The 16,538-nt window shown below is 60.4% G+C and carries 18 protein-coding genes and 1 tRNA gene; 4 read left to right on the forward strand and 15 right to left on the reverse strand.

Translation table 11 applies throughout. From position 1 onward, the window contains the following. The first annotated feature begins 5 nt into the window (after positions 1 to 5). Positions 6 to 215 (forward strand): hypothetical protein, encoded by a 210-nt coding sequence (locus ACP15L_RS10645; RefSeq protein ID WP_425084130.1) that lies wholly within the window; start codon positions 6 to 8, stop codon positions 213 to 215. Between the two features lie 103 nt (positions 216 to 318). On the opposite strand, the gene ACP15L_RS10650 is transcribed toward ACP15L_RS10645, so the two are convergent. The 9 genes from ACP15L_RS10650 to ACP15L_RS10690 all read right to left on the reverse strand — a co-directional run bounded on the left by ACP15L_RS10650 (position 319) and on the right by ACP15L_RS10690 (position 6,123). Further along, a complete protein-coding gene (locus ACP15L_RS10650) occupies positions 319 to 918 on the reverse strand; it encodes a GNAT family N-acetyltransferase (RefSeq protein ID WP_170643485.1) in 600 nt (199 codons plus the stop codon). Next, complete coding sequence (locus ACP15L_RS10655; protein WP_170660873.1) at positions 911 to 1,309, reverse strand: ketosteroid isomerase-related protein; 399 nt, start codon at positions 1,307 to 1,309, stop codon at positions 911 to 913. The genes ACP15L_RS10650 and ACP15L_RS10655 overlap by 8 nt, the downstream gene beginning before the upstream one ends. A gap of 3 nt (positions 1,310 to 1,312) precedes the next feature. Beyond that, positions 1,313 to 1,765 carry a low molecular weight phosphatase family protein gene (locus ACP15L_RS10660; RefSeq protein WP_170462968.1) on the reverse strand — a complete coding sequence of 151 codons (453 nt, stop codon included), beginning with the start codon at positions 1,763 to 1,765 and terminating at the stop codon, positions 1,313 to 1,315. Between the two features lie 3 nt (positions 1,766 to 1,768). Continuing rightward, positions 1,769 to 2,248 (reverse strand): UPF0262 family protein, encoded by a 480-nt coding sequence (locus ACP15L_RS10665; protein WP_170379879.1) that lies wholly within the window; start codon positions 2,246 to 2,248, stop codon positions 1,769 to 1,771. A gap of 99 nt (positions 2,249 to 2,347) precedes the next feature. After that, a complete protein-coding gene (gene hisD / locus ACP15L_RS10670) occupies positions 2,348 to 3,649 on the reverse strand; it encodes a histidinol dehydrogenase (protein WP_425084131.1) in 1,302 nt (433 codons plus the stop codon). A gap of 53 nt (positions 3,650 to 3,702) precedes the next feature. Next, a complete protein-coding gene (locus ACP15L_RS10675; RefSeq protein ID WP_425084132.1) occupies positions 3,703 to 4,173 on the reverse strand; it encodes a GNAT family N-acetyltransferase in 471 nt (156 codons plus the stop codon). Positions 4,174 to 4,219: 46 nt separating this feature from the next. Next, positions 4,220 to 4,696 (reverse strand): DUF2948 family protein, encoded by a 477-nt coding sequence (locus ACP15L_RS10680; protein ID WP_425084133.1) that lies wholly within the window; start codon positions 4,694 to 4,696, stop codon positions 4,220 to 4,222. Beyond that, positions 4,693 to 5,961, reverse strand: a complete 1,269-nt coding sequence (gene murA / locus ACP15L_RS10685) for a UDP-N-acetylglucosamine 1-carboxyvinyltransferase (protein ID WP_425084134.1) — start codon at positions 5,959 to 5,961, stop codon at positions 4,693 to 4,695. The genes ACP15L_RS10680 and murA overlap by 4 nt, the downstream gene beginning before the upstream one ends. Before the next feature lie 6 nt (positions 5,962 to 5,967). Then, positions 5,968 to 6,123, reverse strand: coding sequence for a hypothetical protein (locus ACP15L_RS10690; protein WP_170379886.1), 156 nt, complete (start codon positions 6,121 to 6,123; stop codon positions 5,968 to 5,970). 83 nt (positions 6,124 to 6,206) lie between these two features. Between ACP15L_RS10690 and ACP15L_RS10695 the strand changes: the two genes are divergently transcribed. Then, positions 6,207 to 6,281 (forward strand) — tRNA-Thr (locus tag ACP15L_RS10695). Between the two features lie 85 nt (positions 6,282 to 6,366). Here ACP15L_RS10695 and ACP15L_RS10700 read toward each other — a convergent pair. Genes ACP15L_RS10700 through ACP15L_RS10710 form a run of 3 tightly spaced genes read right to left on the reverse strand, consistent with a single transcriptional unit; the run spans position 6,367 to position 10,592 of the window. After that, the gene (locus ACP15L_RS10700; protein WP_425084135.1) at positions 6,367 to 7,980 is read right to left on the reverse strand and encodes an AMP-binding protein; all 1,614 of its coding nucleotides are present in this window, start codon (positions 7,978 to 7,980) and stop codon (positions 6,367 to 6,369) included. Between the two features lie 16 nt (positions 7,981 to 7,996). After that, the gene (gene dmdD, locus ACP15L_RS10705) at positions 7,997 to 8,806 is read right to left on the reverse strand and encodes a methylthioacryloyl-CoA hydratase (protein ID WP_425084136.1); all 810 of its coding nucleotides are present in this window, start codon (positions 8,804 to 8,806) and stop codon (positions 7,997 to 7,999) included. A 22-nt stretch (positions 8,807 to 8,828) separates the two neighbouring features. Continuing rightward, positions 8,829 to 10,592 (reverse strand): acyl-CoA dehydrogenase, encoded by a 1,764-nt coding sequence (locus ACP15L_RS10710; RefSeq protein ID WP_425084137.1) that lies wholly within the window; start codon positions 10,590 to 10,592, stop codon positions 8,829 to 8,831. A gap of 114 nt (positions 10,593 to 10,706) precedes the next feature. Between ACP15L_RS10710 and ACP15L_RS10715 the strand changes: the two genes are divergently transcribed. Next, positions 10,707 to 11,735 (forward strand): AraC family transcriptional regulator ligand-binding domain-containing protein, encoded by a 1,029-nt coding sequence (locus ACP15L_RS10715; RefSeq protein ID WP_425084138.1) that lies wholly within the window; start codon positions 10,707 to 10,709, stop codon positions 11,733 to 11,735. A 110-nt stretch (positions 11,736 to 11,845) separates the two neighbouring features. Beyond that, positions 11,846 to 13,252, forward strand: a complete 1,407-nt coding sequence (locus tag ACP15L_RS10720; protein WP_425084139.1) for a bifunctional enoyl-CoA hydratase/phosphate acetyltransferase — start codon at positions 11,846 to 11,848, stop codon at positions 13,250 to 13,252. An 8-nt stretch (positions 13,253 to 13,260) separates the two neighbouring features. Here ACP15L_RS10720 and arsB read toward each other — a convergent pair whose 3' ends face one another. From arsB to ACP15L_RS10735, 3 genes are read right to left on the reverse strand one after another with little or no spacing between them, the layout of a single operon-like run. After that, positions 13,261 to 14,280, reverse strand: coding sequence for an ACR3 family arsenite efflux transporter (gene arsB, locus ACP15L_RS10725; protein WP_425084140.1), 1,020 nt, complete (start codon positions 14,278 to 14,280; stop codon positions 13,261 to 13,263). Continuing rightward, the gene (arsJ, locus tag ACP15L_RS10730) at positions 14,277 to 15,542 is read right to left on the reverse strand and encodes an organoarsenical effux MFS transporter ArsJ (protein WP_425084141.1); all 1,266 of its coding nucleotides are present in this window, start codon (positions 15,540 to 15,542) and stop codon (positions 14,277 to 14,279) included. Before arsJ ends, arsB begins: the two co-directional genes overlap by 4 nt. Next, positions 15,539 to 16,537 carry an ArsJ-associated glyceraldehyde-3-phosphate dehydrogenase gene (locus tag ACP15L_RS10735; protein ID WP_425084142.1) on the reverse strand — a complete coding sequence of 333 codons (999 nt, stop codon included), beginning with the start codon at positions 16,535 to 16,537 and terminating at the stop codon, positions 15,539 to 15,541. Before ACP15L_RS10735 ends, arsJ begins: the two co-directional genes overlap by 4 nt. Between the last annotated feature and the right edge of the window lies 1 nt (position 16,538).

The raw sequence follows: 16,538 nt of genomic DNA on the forward strand, positions 1-16,538 counted from the left end.
GCACCATGCATAAACCTGAAAGCTTCGAGAAGTTCTATTTCGCCAAGGTCGGCATGGGCGAGGCCTGCGGCTGCGCTGAACGTGTCATTGACGTCTATGAGTTCAATCGCAAAGGCGGCGCCCAGAGCAAAGACAGCGTGGTCCCGAAAAAGCGCGAGACCAGGTCACTTCGCGGCTGGGCCGTCAAATACGGTTTGATCAGTCGAAGGCGCTGAGCTTGAGAACATTGCCTCGCGTGTCTTTCAAGACTTCCTCAGAACGTTGCTGCAGTTCAAGCCTGCGTTGATTGGGTATGGCACCGGAGACTGCCGGCAAGGCTCATGCTGACAAATCCCGGATCCAAAACTGCAATGGCTTGAGCGTCTCGCCCTCGTCCCCGACATCTTTCCACGAGAATTGAGCGATCGCGCCGGGCAATGGTTCGTAGCCGCGGGATCTCCAGAACGTATCAAGTGGGTGATAGGATTCGGGCCGCATTGGGTGATCTGCCGGGCGTTGGACGCTGCAGAAGGCGCATTTGGTGAAACCCTGCGCGCGGGCGTGGGCTTCGCGCTGATCGAAGAATTTGTGACCGACGCCTTGACCTCGGTAGTCGGACAGAAGGACGGATTCGGCACAGTAGAAAATCTGTGACAGGTCCAGGCTTGTACTTTTAAACGCGGCGGCAAAATCGTCGGCGTGGTCGGTCAACGGCGCGCCCGTCGACGCTCCGATCAGGTGGTCATTGTCGAAGGCGCCGACAACGATGGCCTTGTCGCTGTCGCGATAGGATTGCAGGTAGCTGCGCTCGTATTCCAGATCGCCATCATAGAGGTAAGGCCAGGCCCGAAACACCTCGATCCGCAGTCGCGCGACGTCGTCCAGAGCGGCCTCGAGGGCTGCACCGATCAGGGGGCGGACGGATGTAACCTCAGCCATTCGAGACCTGTTTGGTCCAGTCTGCAAGGTTATAGAAGGTGGTGACGCGGGTGATCTTGCCGTCATGCAGGTCAAAGAACGAGCCTGCAGGCAGGCGGTAGGTCTGTCCATGCGCCTCGGGCAGGCCCTCATCGGTTTCCAGATAGGTGCCGTTGACGATGAACTCGGCCGCAGCGCGGGTGCCACCTTGGGCATCGAACACCACGATATCGGTCAGGTTCTCTTTGTAGCAGCGGTTCATATGAGCGCAGAAAGCTGCGAATTTCTCTTTGCCGACGCGGATCTGGCCTTCGTTCACATGATGGGCCACGTCATCGGACAGACAGGCCAGCATGCCATCGACATCACCGGCGTTGAAGGCGTCGAAATAGGTCTTCACGGTCTGGTTCATGGGTCACTCCGTTGGTTCGCCCCAGCGGTCTTTCAGATGCTTGATGATCTGATCGCGGGTCTGTCGGTAGTGATGTAGCTTTGATTCCCGTGTCTCGCCCATCCCGGTAGGGTCCATTATTGGCCAATAATCGACATCGAGGTGGAAAATCCGGGTCAACTCCAGCGCTTTGCGCTGACTGGCCGGGGACAAAGCGACGATCAGATCGAACGAGCTGAGATCGTCACCCCATTCCTGCATCTCGTCAAAGGATCGGGTGCGGTGGCGGGACAGCTCAACGCCCATTTCCTGACAGACTGCGATGCAGAAGCCGTCAATATCCAGATCGTTGCGGACGCCGGCGGACTGCACATAGGTGCCGGTGCCGTAGAACTTTTTCATGATGCCTTCGGCCATCGGAGACCGAACCGAGTTGTGGTCGCAACAGAACAGAATGGACTGCGGCAGAGGCGTCACCCGTTAGCCTCCGAAATGTAGCACGCAGATCAGCGTGAACAGGCGTCGGGCGGTGTCGGTGTCTACGTCGGCCTTGCCTTCCAGTCGTTCCTGCAGAACCCGGCTGCCTTCGTTGTGAATGCCGCGCCGGGCCATGTCGATGGTTTCGATCTGGCTGGGCGGCAGAGATTTGACCGCGTCGAAATAGCTTTGGCAGATCTGGAAATAGTCCTTCACCACCTGCCGGAACGGCCCGAGGGACAGGTGGAATTCAGCCGCTTTCTGGCTGTCTTCGGTGCTGATATCAAAGACCAGACGTTTGTCGCGGATCGAAAGCTGCAGGTGATAGGGGCCATCAGGAATGGCGCGATCATCCCGCTGAGGAAGGTCAAAGCTGTTCTCCTCAAGCAGATCATAGATGGCGACCTTACGCTCCTGCTCGATCTCAGGGGTCGGCGGGGGCAGGTTCCGGTCATCCAGTTCGATATGCGAGATACGGGTCATTTTAACGGTCACTATCCTTCACGTCTGCTCAGACCTATAACAATGGATTTCAATGGGCAACGCACAGAAACGCCACAAGCTGGCGATCGTTGCGTCCCATCAGCCGTTCAGCCGGTTCAGACGTGCGGTGACGGACAAACCATGCGCCTCGAGGCTTTCCGATTGCGCCAAGGTCTCGGCTGCGGGGCCGATCGCGCGCAGCGCTTCTGGGGTCATCTGGCTTAGGGTGGTGCGTTTTAGGAAGTCCATCACGCTGAGGCCGGATGAGAACCGCGCCGACCGTGCTGTCGGTAGCACATGGTTGGGGCCGCCGACATAGTCTCCGATGGCTTCGGGTGTGTACTGCCCAAGGAAAATCGCGCCTGCGTGGATGGTCTTTTCGCTCAGCGCGACCGGGTCGGCCACGCACAGTTCCAAATGCTCCGGCGCGATGCGGTTCGACAAAGCGGCGGCCTCATCCAGATCGCGCACGGTGATGATCGCACCAAAGTCGCGCCAGCTGGCGCCGGCGATGGCGCGGCGCTGTAGGGTCTCAAGGCGTTTTTCGACCGCCTGCGCCACGGCCTGACTGAACTCGGCACCGTCTGTGATCAAGATCGACTGCGCGCTTTCATCATGTTCGGCCTGGCTGAGCAGATCCAACGCGATCCAGTCGGGCTCATTGTCCTTGTCAGCAATTACGAGGATCTCCGACGGACCCGCGATCATGTCGATTCCGACCTTGCCGAACACCCGGCGTTTGGCTGCGGCGACAAAGGCGTTGCCCGGGCCGGTTATCTTGTCGACCGGAGCTATCGTTTCAGTGCCATAGGCCAGCGCGGCAACCGCTTGCGCGCCGCCGATACGATAGATCTCATCCACACCGGACAGTTGCGCGGCCAGTAGGACCAGCGGGTTTGCCTGCCCGTCCGGCGTGGGCACGACGATGGCCAGCCGCTCAACCCCTGCCACCTTGGCCGGGATTGCGTTCATCAGAACGGACGAGGGGTAGGAGGCCAAACCGCCCGGCACGTAAAGACCCGCCGCCGAGACAGCCGACCAGCGCCAACCTAGCGTCGCGCCGGTCTCATCGGTCCACTGGTGATCCTCGGGCATCTGCTTTTCGTGGTAGGCGCGGATGCGCTCTGCCGCCAGTTCCAACGCGGCGCGGTCTTCCGGAGTTACCTGTGCGACCGCCTCGGCAATTTCGTCAGCCGAAAACGCCAGTGTCTCGGGCGTCAGTTCCAACCGGTCGAATCTCGCGGTCAGCTCGATCACCGCCGCATCGCCACGGCTGCGGACATCCTCGATGATCCCGGCTACCACCGCATCCACATCCGGGCTGTCTTCGCGCTTGGCCGATAGCAGCTTTTGAAAGGCGGCCTCAAACTCGGGCGAGGTGGTGTCGAGGAAAACGGGCATGATCTGGCACTCCGGAGCGTTTCACGGGGACATATCGCCAGCACGGGTTGGTCTCAACCCTTCTCGGCCGGGTGCAGCGATTTGCGCAGGGGGAATTGGGTCATCCCGTGCCACTCTTCCACATCGCCCGCCGAAGCCCAGCCATATCTGAGGTAGAAGGCCCGTGCTGTGTGGGTTGCATCCAGATAGGCCTGCGCGCAGCCCTGATCCGCCAGCTCTTGCTCCAGTCGGACCAGCAGGGCCCGCCCGATACCACGCCGTACATGGCCGGGATCGACATAGAGCAGTGAGATCATCGAACCGTGGCGCAGCCCTCCGACGGCCACGATCTGTCCGTCTAGCTCAGCCACCCAGATATCCGAGCCGCTTTGTATCCAGCCGCGAACGGTCTGCGGGTCTTTATTGGATGTCCACAGCGCCACAAGTTCGGGGTCTTTGTGGTGATCCGCCGCGCAGAGATGGGTGATAGAGCGGATCAGCACCTGGCTGATCTGGAACACATCAAACACGGTCGCACGGCGCAACTCAAGACCCGAGGCGGGTCCGGAGAAGGCCTGCGATATGCCGCGTTTATTCTGGATGGTGCGGTGCCTGGCCCGAGGGGGCCTGATAGGGGCGCGTTACGTCTTTCAGGGTGGCTTCAATTGCCTCGACCGTCAGGCGGATCGCGCCGTCACCCGCAAGGGTCAACAGGATCTGGCCTGCTCCGTCCTCGCCGGCCTCGAAATCGACCGAGAGCAGCGACATCACCATATCCGTGTCGCGGCGGTCGATCCCCTGACTGGCGACGGATAGCACCGAGTCGAACACCAGAACCGACTGCACGCGCTCAAACGGACGGTCGCGGCGAGTGGCGGCATCCTTGTCCTCCCACCGGAAGCGGTTCAGCAACAGCCCGAAACGGCGCTGCGAAGGCTGCCACTTCATCTCGGTCACCGGGAACACCGCATCCTGTGCAAGCGATGAGATCACCTGCAGGTCATCGCTGTCTTCGGCACCCAGATTCAGCGGCGCCTCGCGGCCGTCTTCAAAACTTGCGTCTGTCATTCGCCCTTGATCCGTTCGATTTTGGCACCCACGCCTTCCAGTTTACGCACCACATGCTCATATCCGCGGTCCAGATGATAGACCCGGCTGACAGTTGTTTCGCCTTCTGCCGCCAGACCCGCCAGTATCAACGAGACCGAAGCCCGCAGATCTGTGGCCATAACCGGCGCGCCTTTCAGCTGCTCAACCCCAGTGACTGTGGCCGTCCCGCCATGCACCTCGATCTGCGCGCCCATGCGCGTCAGCTCCGGCGCGTGCATGAAGCGATTTTCGAAAATACGCTCCTCCAGAACCGAGGTCCCTTCGGCCGTACACATCAGCGCCATCATCTGCGCCTGCAGGTCGGTCGGAAAGCCCGGGAAAGGCTCGGTGACCACGCCCACGGCCCGCACGCGGCCATTCTTGCGCGCAACTTTCAGACCTTTTTCGGTTTCAGAAACGCTGACGCCTGCGGCTTCGAGTTTTTCCACGAAGGAGCTGACCAGCGACATGCGCCCGCCCAGTAGTTCTACCTCGCCACCGCAGATCGCAGGGGTCAGCATGTAGGTGCCCAATTCGATCCGGTCTGTCACCACCTGATGGGTGGCACCGTGCAGGCGGTCGACGCCCTGAATCTCGATCGTCGATGTCCCTTCGCCCGAGATCTGAGCACCCATCTTGCGCAAACACTCCACCAGATCGACAATCTCGGGCTCGCGCGCGGCGTTCTTCAGGACAGTGGTGCCTTTGGCCAGGGTTGCAGCCATGACGATGTTTTCGGTCGCCCCGACCGAGGCAAAGCGCATCTCGTGCACCGCGCCTTTCAACCCGCCCGGAGCCTTGGCATGCAGATACCCGTCTTTCAGTTCGATTTCGGCCCCCAGAGCCTCCAGACCTTCGACATGCAAGTCCATCGGACGCGCGCCAATGGCACAGCCGCCCGGCAGCGACACGACCGCTTGACCGAATCGCGCTAGCAACGGCCCCAGCACCAGATTTGAGGCCCGCATCTTGCGCACGATGTCATAATCCGCCGTCTGGCTGGTCAGATCATGGCTGGACATCGCGATGACTTGCCCGTCCTGCAGCGCGGACACCTCGGCCCCCAGCGATTGCAGAAGCGCTGTCATGGTCTTGATGTCGCTGAGGCGTGGCGCATTGGTCAGCGTCAGCGGTTCTTCGCTGAGAAGCGTCGCAGGCATCAGCGTCAGGCACGCGTTCTTGGCCCCCGCAATCGGTATCTGACCGTTAAGCGGCCCGTTGCCCGTCACCAGAATCGAATCCATCTGCTCTTATCCCTCATCCTTGTCGGCTTTGTCATCCGAGGCCGCCCGCGCCTTGGCCTGCGCCTTGCGCCGAGCCATGTTGGCCTTGAGTGCTGCTTTCAGCCGCTCTTCCCGCGCATCACCGGATTTGCCGTGTTTTTTAGGTGTATCTTTGTCTGCCATGGTCTTTCTCTACAGGAGGCGAAAAAAACCGTCCAGACACCCTTGCGCCGCGTTTCGTTTGAGTCTAATCACCCGCCCACGATGCTGCTGTAGCTCAGAGGTAGAGCACTCCCTTGGTAAGGGAGAGGTCGAGAGTTCAATTCTCTCCAGCAGCACCATGATTTCCCAGACAGAACCGAGACGCGTTTGCCAAGGTTTGAGGCTTTACCCGAGCTTTGTTGGAAAAACCCGGGCAGAGATGTGTCAAAGCGACTGTGTTTTGACGCGGTCGCGCAGTTGGAATTTCTGGATTTTACCGGTTGAGGTCTTGGGAAGCGTCTCAAAAACAACTGCTTTTGGGGCTTTGAACCCGGCCAAGTGATAGCGACAGAAGGCGATGATGTCCTCAGCGGTTGCCTCGGCCCCGTCGCGCAATTCGATAAAGGCGCAGGGGACCTCGCCCCATTTCTCATGCGGCATTGCGACCACGGCGGCGGCCTGAACCGCGTCATGGCGATACAGCACCGCTTCGACCTCGACGGATGAGATGTTTTCGCCGCCCGAGATGATCACGTCCTTCAGCCGGTCGCGGATCTGGATGTAGCCGTTTTCATGCATCACAGCTCCGTCGCCGGACCAGAACCAGCCGTCCTCGAAGGCGTTTGAGCTCGCCTCGGCGTCTTTGTGGTACCCGGCCATGACCGTGTTGCCCCGGATGGCGATCTCACCTTGCGTGGCACCATCGCGCGGCACCGGTGCGCCGCTGTCGCGGTCGATCACCGTGACCTCTTCGACCATCGGGAAGGCGATGCCCTGCTGCGCCTGCAATTCAGCCTGTTCCGCCGGGCTGAGATCATTCCACTCCTCTTGCCAGAGGCATTGCGAGATGTGGCCGTAAGTCTCGGTCAGGCCATAGACCTGCATGACGTCAAACCCCATCGCGCGGGTTTTCTCCAAGACCGAAGGGGGCGGAGGCGCGCCGGCGGTCAGCACCCGGATTGCGGGATCAAACGGGGCGGCTTCGCTTTCGGCCTCGGCTAGCATTTGCAGAACGATGGGGGCGGCACCGAAATGGGTCACACCATGGGTGCGGATCGCCTCCAGAATGCGGTCCGCGGCGGGGATGCGTGTAAAGACAACCGTCCCTCCAAGCATCGCCATCAACCAGGGATGGCCCCAGCCGTTGCAGTGGAACATCGGCACGACGGACAGATAAACCGGATAGGGCGGCATCTGCCATGCGGTGCCCGTACCCAACGCCATCAGGTAAGCGCCACGGTGGTGATAGACGACGCCCTTGGGGCGGCCCGAGGTGCCCGAGGTGTAGTTCAGCGCAATCGCGTCCCACTCATCATCGGGCAGATCGATCGGCAGGGGTGGGGCTGTGGTCAGCGCCTCATAGGTCTGGCCGCCGAGGGTTTCACCAGTGGCCGCAGGATCGGCGATTTCGACGACAGGTATTGTGCGCCCCAGCAGATCAAACGCTTTGGACAGAAGCGGCGCCAATTCACGGTCCACGATCACCAGCTTGGTGTCCGCATGATCCAGAATATAGGCGATGGTTTCGGGCTCGAGCCTTGTGTTGAGCGTATTCAGCACCCCTCCGGTCAGGGGCAGGGCGAAATGCAGCTCAAAGAGTTCCGGGATGTTCGGGCTGAGGACCGAGACGGTATCGCCCTTCTGCACCCCAAGTGCGGCCAACCCACTGGCCACCGCGCGAATGCGGGCGGCGGTTTCCGCCCAGCTTCGTCGGATGTCACCATAGATAACAGCTGTGCGCGCGCCGTGCAGGGATTCGGCGCGGCGCAGGAAGGACAAAGGGGACAAAGGCACATGATTGGCCCGTGTCTTCTGAAGAGCTTCGAAATGGTGACGCATCCGGGTCCTGCCTGTCTTAGCTGTTGGGCCGCACGCGGGCGGCGGTTTTATTGGCAAAGGCTTCCAGCCGTTCGCGCGCGGCGGGCTGGGTGTTGACCACGCCGCCGACCACGGCTTCGGCATAAGCTGCATCCATGCCGGACATGTTGTTCAAATGGCTGATCGCCGAGCAGATCGCAAAATTGGTCAAAGGCAAGTTCTGCGCGATTTGGTCTGCCAGTTCCATTGCCTTGGCCATGCTGCCACCGTCTTCGGTGATGTATTGCGCCAGTCCCAGATCGACAGCCTCTTGCCCCTGGTAGACGCGGCCGGTCAGGATCATGTCGATCATGCGGTATTTGCCGATCATGTCCGAGACGCGGATGGTTGCGCCTCCGCCCGTGAAAATCCCGCGCTGTCCCTCGGGCAAGGCGAAATAGGTGCCGGGGTCGATGACGCGGATATGGGCGGCGCTGGCAAGCTCGAGCCCGCCGCCAACCACCGCGCCTTTCAGGGCGGCGATGATCGGCACACCACCATATTCCATCTTGTTGAACGCCTCGTGCCAGCGCAGGCAGACATGCATGAAGTCATCGGGGCTGCGATCGGCTTTCCAGTGTTCCACCAGATCCAGACCCGCGCAGAAGTGATCGCCCTCGCCGGTCAGCACCACCGCCCGCACGCCGGCCGTACGCGCGCCGCTGAAAAAGCGGATCAGTTCTTCGATCGTGGCCACGTCCAATGCATTGCGCTTGGTCGGGCGGTTCAGGGTCACGATAAAGAGGCCATTGTCACGCTCGGAAATCGCGAGGTTCTCATAGGTGGCGGGGTTCACGACATCGTTCATGTTGCGGATCCTTTTAAAGGCGTTATTCGGGGAAGGCCGCGTCAAGCAGGCTACGCGCGCCGTGCAAGATGCGGGTGTGTTCGGTACTGCATTCGGGCAGGATGTGTTGGGCAAAGAACAGCGCGGTGGCGATCTTTTGGGTCATGAACTGCGTGTTCTGCCCATTGTTCAAAGCCGCCTGCGCCGGGGTGACACCTTTTGCCAGTTTCCAACCCGCCGCAAGCGTACCTGCCAGCATCAAAAACGGGACCGAGCCCGCAAAAGCGGCGTCGATGTCCTTGCGGCTGTTTTCCAACAGCCATTCCAGCGCGGCTTCAAACGTGCCGCGTGCCTGCGCAAGGTTTGCGCCGATGGCTTGCGCGGTGGCATCGCCTTCTGCCAACTCGGCCTCAGTTGCAGCTATACGCGCGGCGAACCGGCGGGCGGTCTCGCCCCCGTCGCGCATGACTTTTCGACCCAGAAGGTCGTTGGCCTGAATGGCGGTCGTGCCCTCGTAAATCGGCAGAATGCGAGCATCACGATAGTGCTGTGCGGCTCCGGTTTCTTCGATGAAGCCCATACCGCCGTGGATTTGAACGCCCAGAGAGGCGACCTCGACCGCGCGTTCCGAGCAGAATCCCTTGACCAGTGGAACCATTAACTCCGCTAGGGCGGCCGTGTCCGGATCATTCTGATGATGTGCGAGATCCAGCAAACCGGCTGTGGCCGCCGCCATGGCGCGCCCGCCTTCGGTCAGGCTGCGCATCCGCATCAACATGCGGCGCACGTCGGGGTGTTCGATGATCGCCACCGCGTCCTTGACCTGGCCATTCACAGGGCGGCTTTGGACCCGGTCCCGCGCATAAGCCAAGGCGCGCTGATAGGCGCGTTCTGATGTCGCGATGCCCTGAACACCAACAGAAAAGCGCGCGGCGTTCATCATGATGAACATGTATTCCAACCCGCGGTTTTCCTCACCGATCAGGAAGCCCGTTGCGTCTTTGTATTCCAACACCGCCGTTGGGCTGGCGCGAACGCCCAGCTTGTGTTCGATGCTGACACAGTTCACCGAATTCTCGGCCCCGACCGAGCCGTCCTCTGCCACCATCTTCTGCGGGACGATGAACAGGCTTAGCCCCTTCGGTCCGGCGGGCGCGTCAGGCGTGCGCGCCAGAACCAGATGGATGATGTTCTCAGTCAGGTCATGAGCGCCATATGTGATGAAGATTTTGGTGCCGGACACGCCATAGCTGCCATCTTCGCGCCGCACCGCCTTGGTCGAAACGCGACCTAGATCGCTGCCCGCCTGCGGTTCGGTCAGGTTCATCGTCCCCGACCAGCGCCCAGCGATTAGCGGCTCTAAATAAGTGGCTTTCTGCGCGTCCGAGCCTGTCAGCAGCAGCGCTTCGATCGCGCCGTCGGTCAGCAAGGGGCACAGGCCAAAGCTCATGTCGGCAGCGTTCAGCATCTCGACTGCCGCCGCGCCAACCGTACGCGGCAGTCCCATGCCGCCAAACTCAGGCGGGTGTGTAAGGGCCGGCCAGCCCATCTCAACAAATTGCGAATAGGCCTGCGCGTCCCCTTCGGGCATTTTCACGCGACCGTTGTCAAACTGGGCGCCCAACGTGTCGCCGATATGGGACAGCGGCGCGATCTGTTCGCTGCAGAACCGCGCATAGCCTTCTAGCGCAGCGCCGATATCGGGCAGTTCGAAACCCGAGTATGCGTCCAGAGTGGACACTGTTTCCCAATGGGACAGGTGTTCGATACAGAACATCAGATCCTGCACGGGTGGCTGATAGGGCATGCCAGATTCCCCCAATGGTAATTGTGGTTTCACGTCATTTATCTGCCGTGTAGCTTGCCGAAAAGCTCATATATTGCCAAGTTACTATCCGATATTGCCAAACTGGGGGCGATCATGGTCAGCAATGACCCCATCTCACTTACAACTGTTTCAGCCGGTTTTATCCAGGATTGGCTTGAGGCGCTGAGGGTGTGTTGTAGTGCAGATCAGATGCAGTTTCTGCTGAGCCGTTCGGGCCTGCAAGCCAGTGCTTCAGAGCCTGCGCAGCGCGTGACGCTTCAGGAAATCGCCCGCCTGTACCAGCTGGCCGCGCCTGAGACGGGGGACGAAATGATGGGCCTCTGGAGCCGTCCCATTCGGCCGCGTGCCCTGCAGCACCTTGTGACCGTCCTGCGCGAAGCAAGCAGCCTGACCTCGTCGCTGTATCGCTTTTCGACATTCTGGAACTTGTTGCTAGACGATTTCCACCTGGATCTACGCACCGGGCCGGAGGTGGCTGAGCTTTCGCTGGTACCGTATCGGCAGGACACGGCACCCCAGCGCTTTGGTCATATGCTGATCCTGAAACTTGCGCATGGGCTTCTGTCATGGCTGAGCGGATCGGAAACGCCGGTAAAGGCCGTTCGCTTTGCCTTTGCGCGGCCAAGTTTCGCGGCGGACTATGCGGTTGTCTTCCCCTGCGCGGTCACATTCGATGCTCCGAAGACCAGCATTCTGTTCGATCCGCGCCGCTTGGATCCCCCAATCACGCGCAGCCCGGCTGAGGCGTCTCTCTTCTTGGAGCGTGCACCGATCGACTGGATTTTCACAAACTCGCGCGCGCATACGAACAGTCTGCAGGTCCGTGCGTTTCTATATCGGACGTCCTGGAAAAGCGGTCAGCTTCCCGATGCGGCCCTTGCCCTGAAGATGACGCCCCGGACCCTGAACCGGCGTCTCAAGGACGAGGGCACCTCGTTTCAGGACATCAAAGACGCCCTGCGCCGCGATATTGCGATCCGCGCCCTGCAACAAAGCGGCGACAGTATCGAGCAGATTGCCTTCGACACCGGGTTCTCGGCCCCGGCGAATTTTCACCGCGCATTCCGGAAATGGACCAACCGCAGCCCAGGTTCGTATCGCGCACAGGATCGCACGGTCTGAACGTCGCGGCGCTTGCATGTCTCTGTCATATTGAGCCTTTATGGGTCGTTGAACAGCAACGGTTCGGGGTGTCTGCCCAAGGGTCAGCTTTTGTATTGAAAGGGGAATGAATGTCTTCGGATGAGGATACCGGCATCGGCTTTATCGAAAACCGGCCGTTTGATGAGATCAACGTCGGAGATACGGCCGAGCTATCCCGCACCCTGACCGCGCAGGATATCGACGCCTTTGCGGCGGTCTCAGGTGATGTGAACCCGGCCCATGTGGATGAGGCCTTCGCGCAGGAGGACATCTTTCACAAGGTGGTCGCACATGGCATGTGGGGCGGCGCGCTGATATCCAATGTGTTGGGCACGCAATTGCCTGGGCCGGGGACGATTTACCTTGATCAGACTCTAAAATTCCTCAAACCCGTTGGTATCGGCGATACAGTCACTGTGCGCGTCGCCGTGACCGAAAAGCAGCCCGAGAATAAGCACGTCACTCTGGATTGCATCTGTACGACTGGCGATGGCAAGCCTGTCATCACCGGACAGGCCGTTGTGATCGCGCCGGACAAAAAGGTCAAAAGGCCCCGAATGGCGATGCCGGATCTGGTTTTGCATCACCGGGGCGCCTCCTATGACCGATTGCTGAGCGCGGCTCAGAAAATGGCGCCCTTGCCGACGGCTGTGGTCCATCCCTGCGATGAAAGCGCGTTGGAGGGGGCGCTCTCGGCCCGCGATTTGGGTTTGTTAGAGCCTGTTTTGGTTGGTCCGCGCAGTCGTATCCAACATGCGGCGGATGAGGCTGGGTTGGATATCGGCGGGCTCGAGATCATTGACACACCGCACAGCCATGCCTCGGCCGAACGGGCGGTGCATCTGGCGCGGGATGGTCGTGTGAAGGCCCTGATGAAGGGCGCGTTGCACACGGATGAGGTCATGTCGGCCGTCGTCTCCAAGGCCAATGGTCTACGCAGCGAACGCCGGATGAGCCATGTCTACGTCATGGACGTGCCGACCTATTCCAAACCGCTTCTGATCACCGATGCGGCCATCAACATAGCGCCCGATCTGCAGACCAAGGCGGATATGGTTCAGAATGCCATTGATCTGGCTCGTGCCATCGGGATCGAGACGCCTAAGGTGGCGATCCTGTCAGCGGTCGAAACCATCACACCTCGACTGCAATCCACGGTCGAGGCTGGTGCCCTGTGCAAAATGGCGGATCGCGGGCAGATCACGGGCGGTATGCTCGATGGCCCTCTGGCCTTTGACAACGCCGTGTCGATGCACGCGGTCACGACCAAGGGCATCAAATCCGAGGTGGCGGGGCAGGCCGATATACTGGTCGCGCCGGACCTTGAGGCCGGCAACATGATTGCCAAGCAGCTAATGTATCTGGCCGGAGCCGAAGCCGCAGGGATTGTTTTGGGCGCGCAGGTTCCGATCATGCTGACCAGCCGCGCCGATGATCGCCGCACTCGCATCGCCTCGGCGGCGATTGCGGTGCTGTATGATCATTCGGTGCGCTGAATGGTTTATTACGTCGCGGGTTCGGGAAACCGGGCCCGCGTGCGGTTGGCGAAGGCAACCAATGACAACATCACCGGCACCTCGACCAACACACCCACCACCGTGGCAAGCGCCGCGCCGGAGTTCAGCCCGAACAGGCTGATAGCGACCGCTACGGCCAGCTCAAAAAAGTTTGAGGTTCCGATCATAGCGCAAGGGGCTGCGATGCGGTGAGGGACCTTCAGGGCATAGGCAGCTCCGTACGCCAGCGCGAAGATGCCATAGCTTTGGATCAGGATCGGAACGGCGATCAGAACAATGACCATCGGCTTGGAAAGGATCGTCTCTCCCTGAAGGCCGAAAAGGATCACTACCGTTGCGATCAGACCCATGATCGACCACGGTTTGACACGGGCAGAGAAGGCGTCGATGGCCTCCTGCGAGCCCAGCCGCTTGCGGGTGATCAAACCGGCAATCAGGGGCAGAACCACATAAAGAACGGTGGCAAGAACCAGCGTTTGCCATGGAACTGAGATATCGGTGACCCCCAGCAAAAAAGCCACGATTGGGGCAAAAGCCACCACCATGATCAGGTCATTTACTGAGACCTGCACCAGAGTATAGGTCGCGTCGCCTTTGGTCAGTTGCGACCATACAAACACCATCGCGGTGCAGGGCGCGGCCCCCAACAGGATCAGACCCGCGGTGTATTGTGCCGCGTCCTCTGGCTGAATCCACGGGGCGAAGACATAGTCGAAGAACAACACCGCCAGTAGGGCCATAGTGAAAGGTTTGATCAGCCAGTTGACCACCAGCGTCACGATCAGGCCTTTGGGTTGCCGGGCCACGCCCACGACCGCTTTGAAATCGACGCCCACCATCATCGGATAAACCATGGCCCAGATCAGCATGGCCACAACTAAATTGACGCTGGCCACCTCGGCCCCGGCGATCAGGTCGACCAGACCGGGCGCGGCCAGTCCGATCAGCACGCCGCCGACCATGGCGAGGGCGACCCAGATGGTCAGATAGCGCTCGAAGATGCTCATGAATATGCCTCAGTTGTTTGATCGGTCAGCTTGCCCGAAGTGAGCGCCGCAAGCGCCACCATGACAGCCGCTGTGCCCAGCACAAGGGGCAGACCGCCGACTTGATAGGTAAAGCCGGACAGGACGGTGCCCAAAAGGCGGCCTGTCGCGTTGGCCATGTAGTAGAAGCCGACATCCATCGTGACCCGCTCGGACTTGGTGAAGGCGAGGATCAGATAGGAATGCAGGGATGAGTTGACGGCGAAGATTGCCCCAAACACCAGAAGGCCTACGACCAAAGCGATTGTCAGCCATGTCTCCGGCCCGGCAGATAGCGAAACTGCCAGTGTTAGAGTCGCAGGTATGCAGAAAAGCATCGCGGCCCAGCTGCGTGCAGCGCGGATCAAATCGCCTTCGGACCGGTCTGAGGCCCGTAGGATCTTGGGCGCGTTGGCCTGAATAACGCCGTAGAGGATGATCCAGAACGCCAGGAAGGTGCCGATCATGAAAAAGGCGGCGCGGTTGCCCTCTTCCGTACCATCCGAGAGGACGGCGTAGAAATAGATAGGGATGCCGACTACGAACCACACGTCGCGGGCACCGAACAGGAAGACCCGCGCGGCGGACAGCCAATTGACGTTGGCAGATTTCGAGAAGACTTCAGAGAACTTCGCGCCCTTGCGCCCTTTAGGCAGGCCGGGGGGCATGAAGCGGATGACGGCGAACAGGATCACGGCGAGAACGAGTGCCATCACGATGATCGCCGCCTGAAAGCCCAAAGTCGCCAGCATCGCCGCGCCCAACAGGAAGCCCAGCCCTTTCACGGCGTTCTTTGATCCGGTCAACACCGCCACCCAGCGAAACAGCCCGCCGCCCTCAGTCGGGGCCAGCAGCTTCACCGCAGATTTTGAGGACATCTTGGCCAGATCCTTGGCCACTCCGCTTGCGCCTTGCACGATCATGACGAAGGCCACAGATGCGCCAATCGCCCAATTAGGGTCTAGTTGCGTCAGCGCCAGCAGCGCCACAACCTGCAAGCCCAGCCCTGCATAGAGCGTCGAGGTCAAGCCAAACCGCGCCGCGATCCAGCCCGCTGCAAGGTTCGTCACCATCCCGGCGATTTCATAGAGGACAAACAGATAGGCCAGCTGCACCGGCGAGAAGCCAAGCGTATGAAAGTGCAACAGCACCAGCATCCTCAGGGCTCCGTCGGTCAGCATGAAGGCCCAATAGGCCGCCGTGACCGCGATATAGGCCGACAGCCCCTCGGGCCGGTCGGTCACAGCGAGGCCCCAACCATCAGCGCCACATCGACCAGGCGGTGGGCATAGCCCATCTCGTTGTCATACCAGGCATAGATTTTCACCTGTGTCCCGTTCACCACCATGGTCGACGGCGCATCGACGATCGAAGAGCGCTCGTCATTGGTGTAGTCGGTTGACACCAGCGGACGGGTCTCGTAGCCCAGAATGCCGTTCAACTCACCTTCGGTCGCGGCTTTGAAGAAGGTGTTGACCTCTTCGACGGTGGTCTCACGCTCAACCTCGAACACGCAGTCGGTCAGTGAGGCGTTAAGTAGCGGCACGCGCACCGCATGGCCGTTCAGACGCCCTTTGAGTTCGGGGTAGATCAGCGTGATCGCCGTGGCCGAGCCGGTTGTGGTCGGGATCAGCGAGTTCAGGGCCGAGCGTGCCCGGCGCAGATCCTTGGCGGGACGATCCACGATGGTCTGCGTGTTGGTCACATCATGGATCGTGGTCATCGAGCCATGGCGGATGCCCAGGTTCTCGTGGATAACCTTCACCACCGGGGCCAGACAGTTCGTGGTGCAGGAGGCTGCAGTTACGATCTGATGGGTCGCCGGATCGTAGATGTCGTCATTCACACCCATCACGATATTGGCGGTCGGGCCGTCCTTAACCGGGGCCGAGACGACAACTTTTTTTACGCCCGCATCGAAATAGGGGGCCAGTTTTGCCTCGGTCTTGAAGACACCGGTGCAGTCAATCACCACATCGACGCCGTCCAGCGGCAGAGCGCTCAGATCCTTGGTGCCGATGAAGGGCAGGCGGGTGCCGTTGATGGTGACGCTTTCGTCATCATGCTCGAAAGTGGCGTCCCAACGGCCATGAACCGTGTCGAATTCCAACAGATGCGCATGCATCTCGGCGTCACCGACCGCGTCGTTGATCCAAGCGATCTTGGCGCCTTTCTCTAACAGCGGTTTCAGGGCCAGTTTTCCTATCCGGCCCAGGCCATTCACAGCATATGTGGTCATT

The sequence above is a fragment of the Ruegeria profundi genome (assembly GCF_049800715.1).
Classification (GTDB): domain Bacteria; phylum Pseudomonadota; class Alphaproteobacteria; order Rhodobacterales; family Rhodobacteraceae; genus Ruegeria; species Ruegeria profundi_A.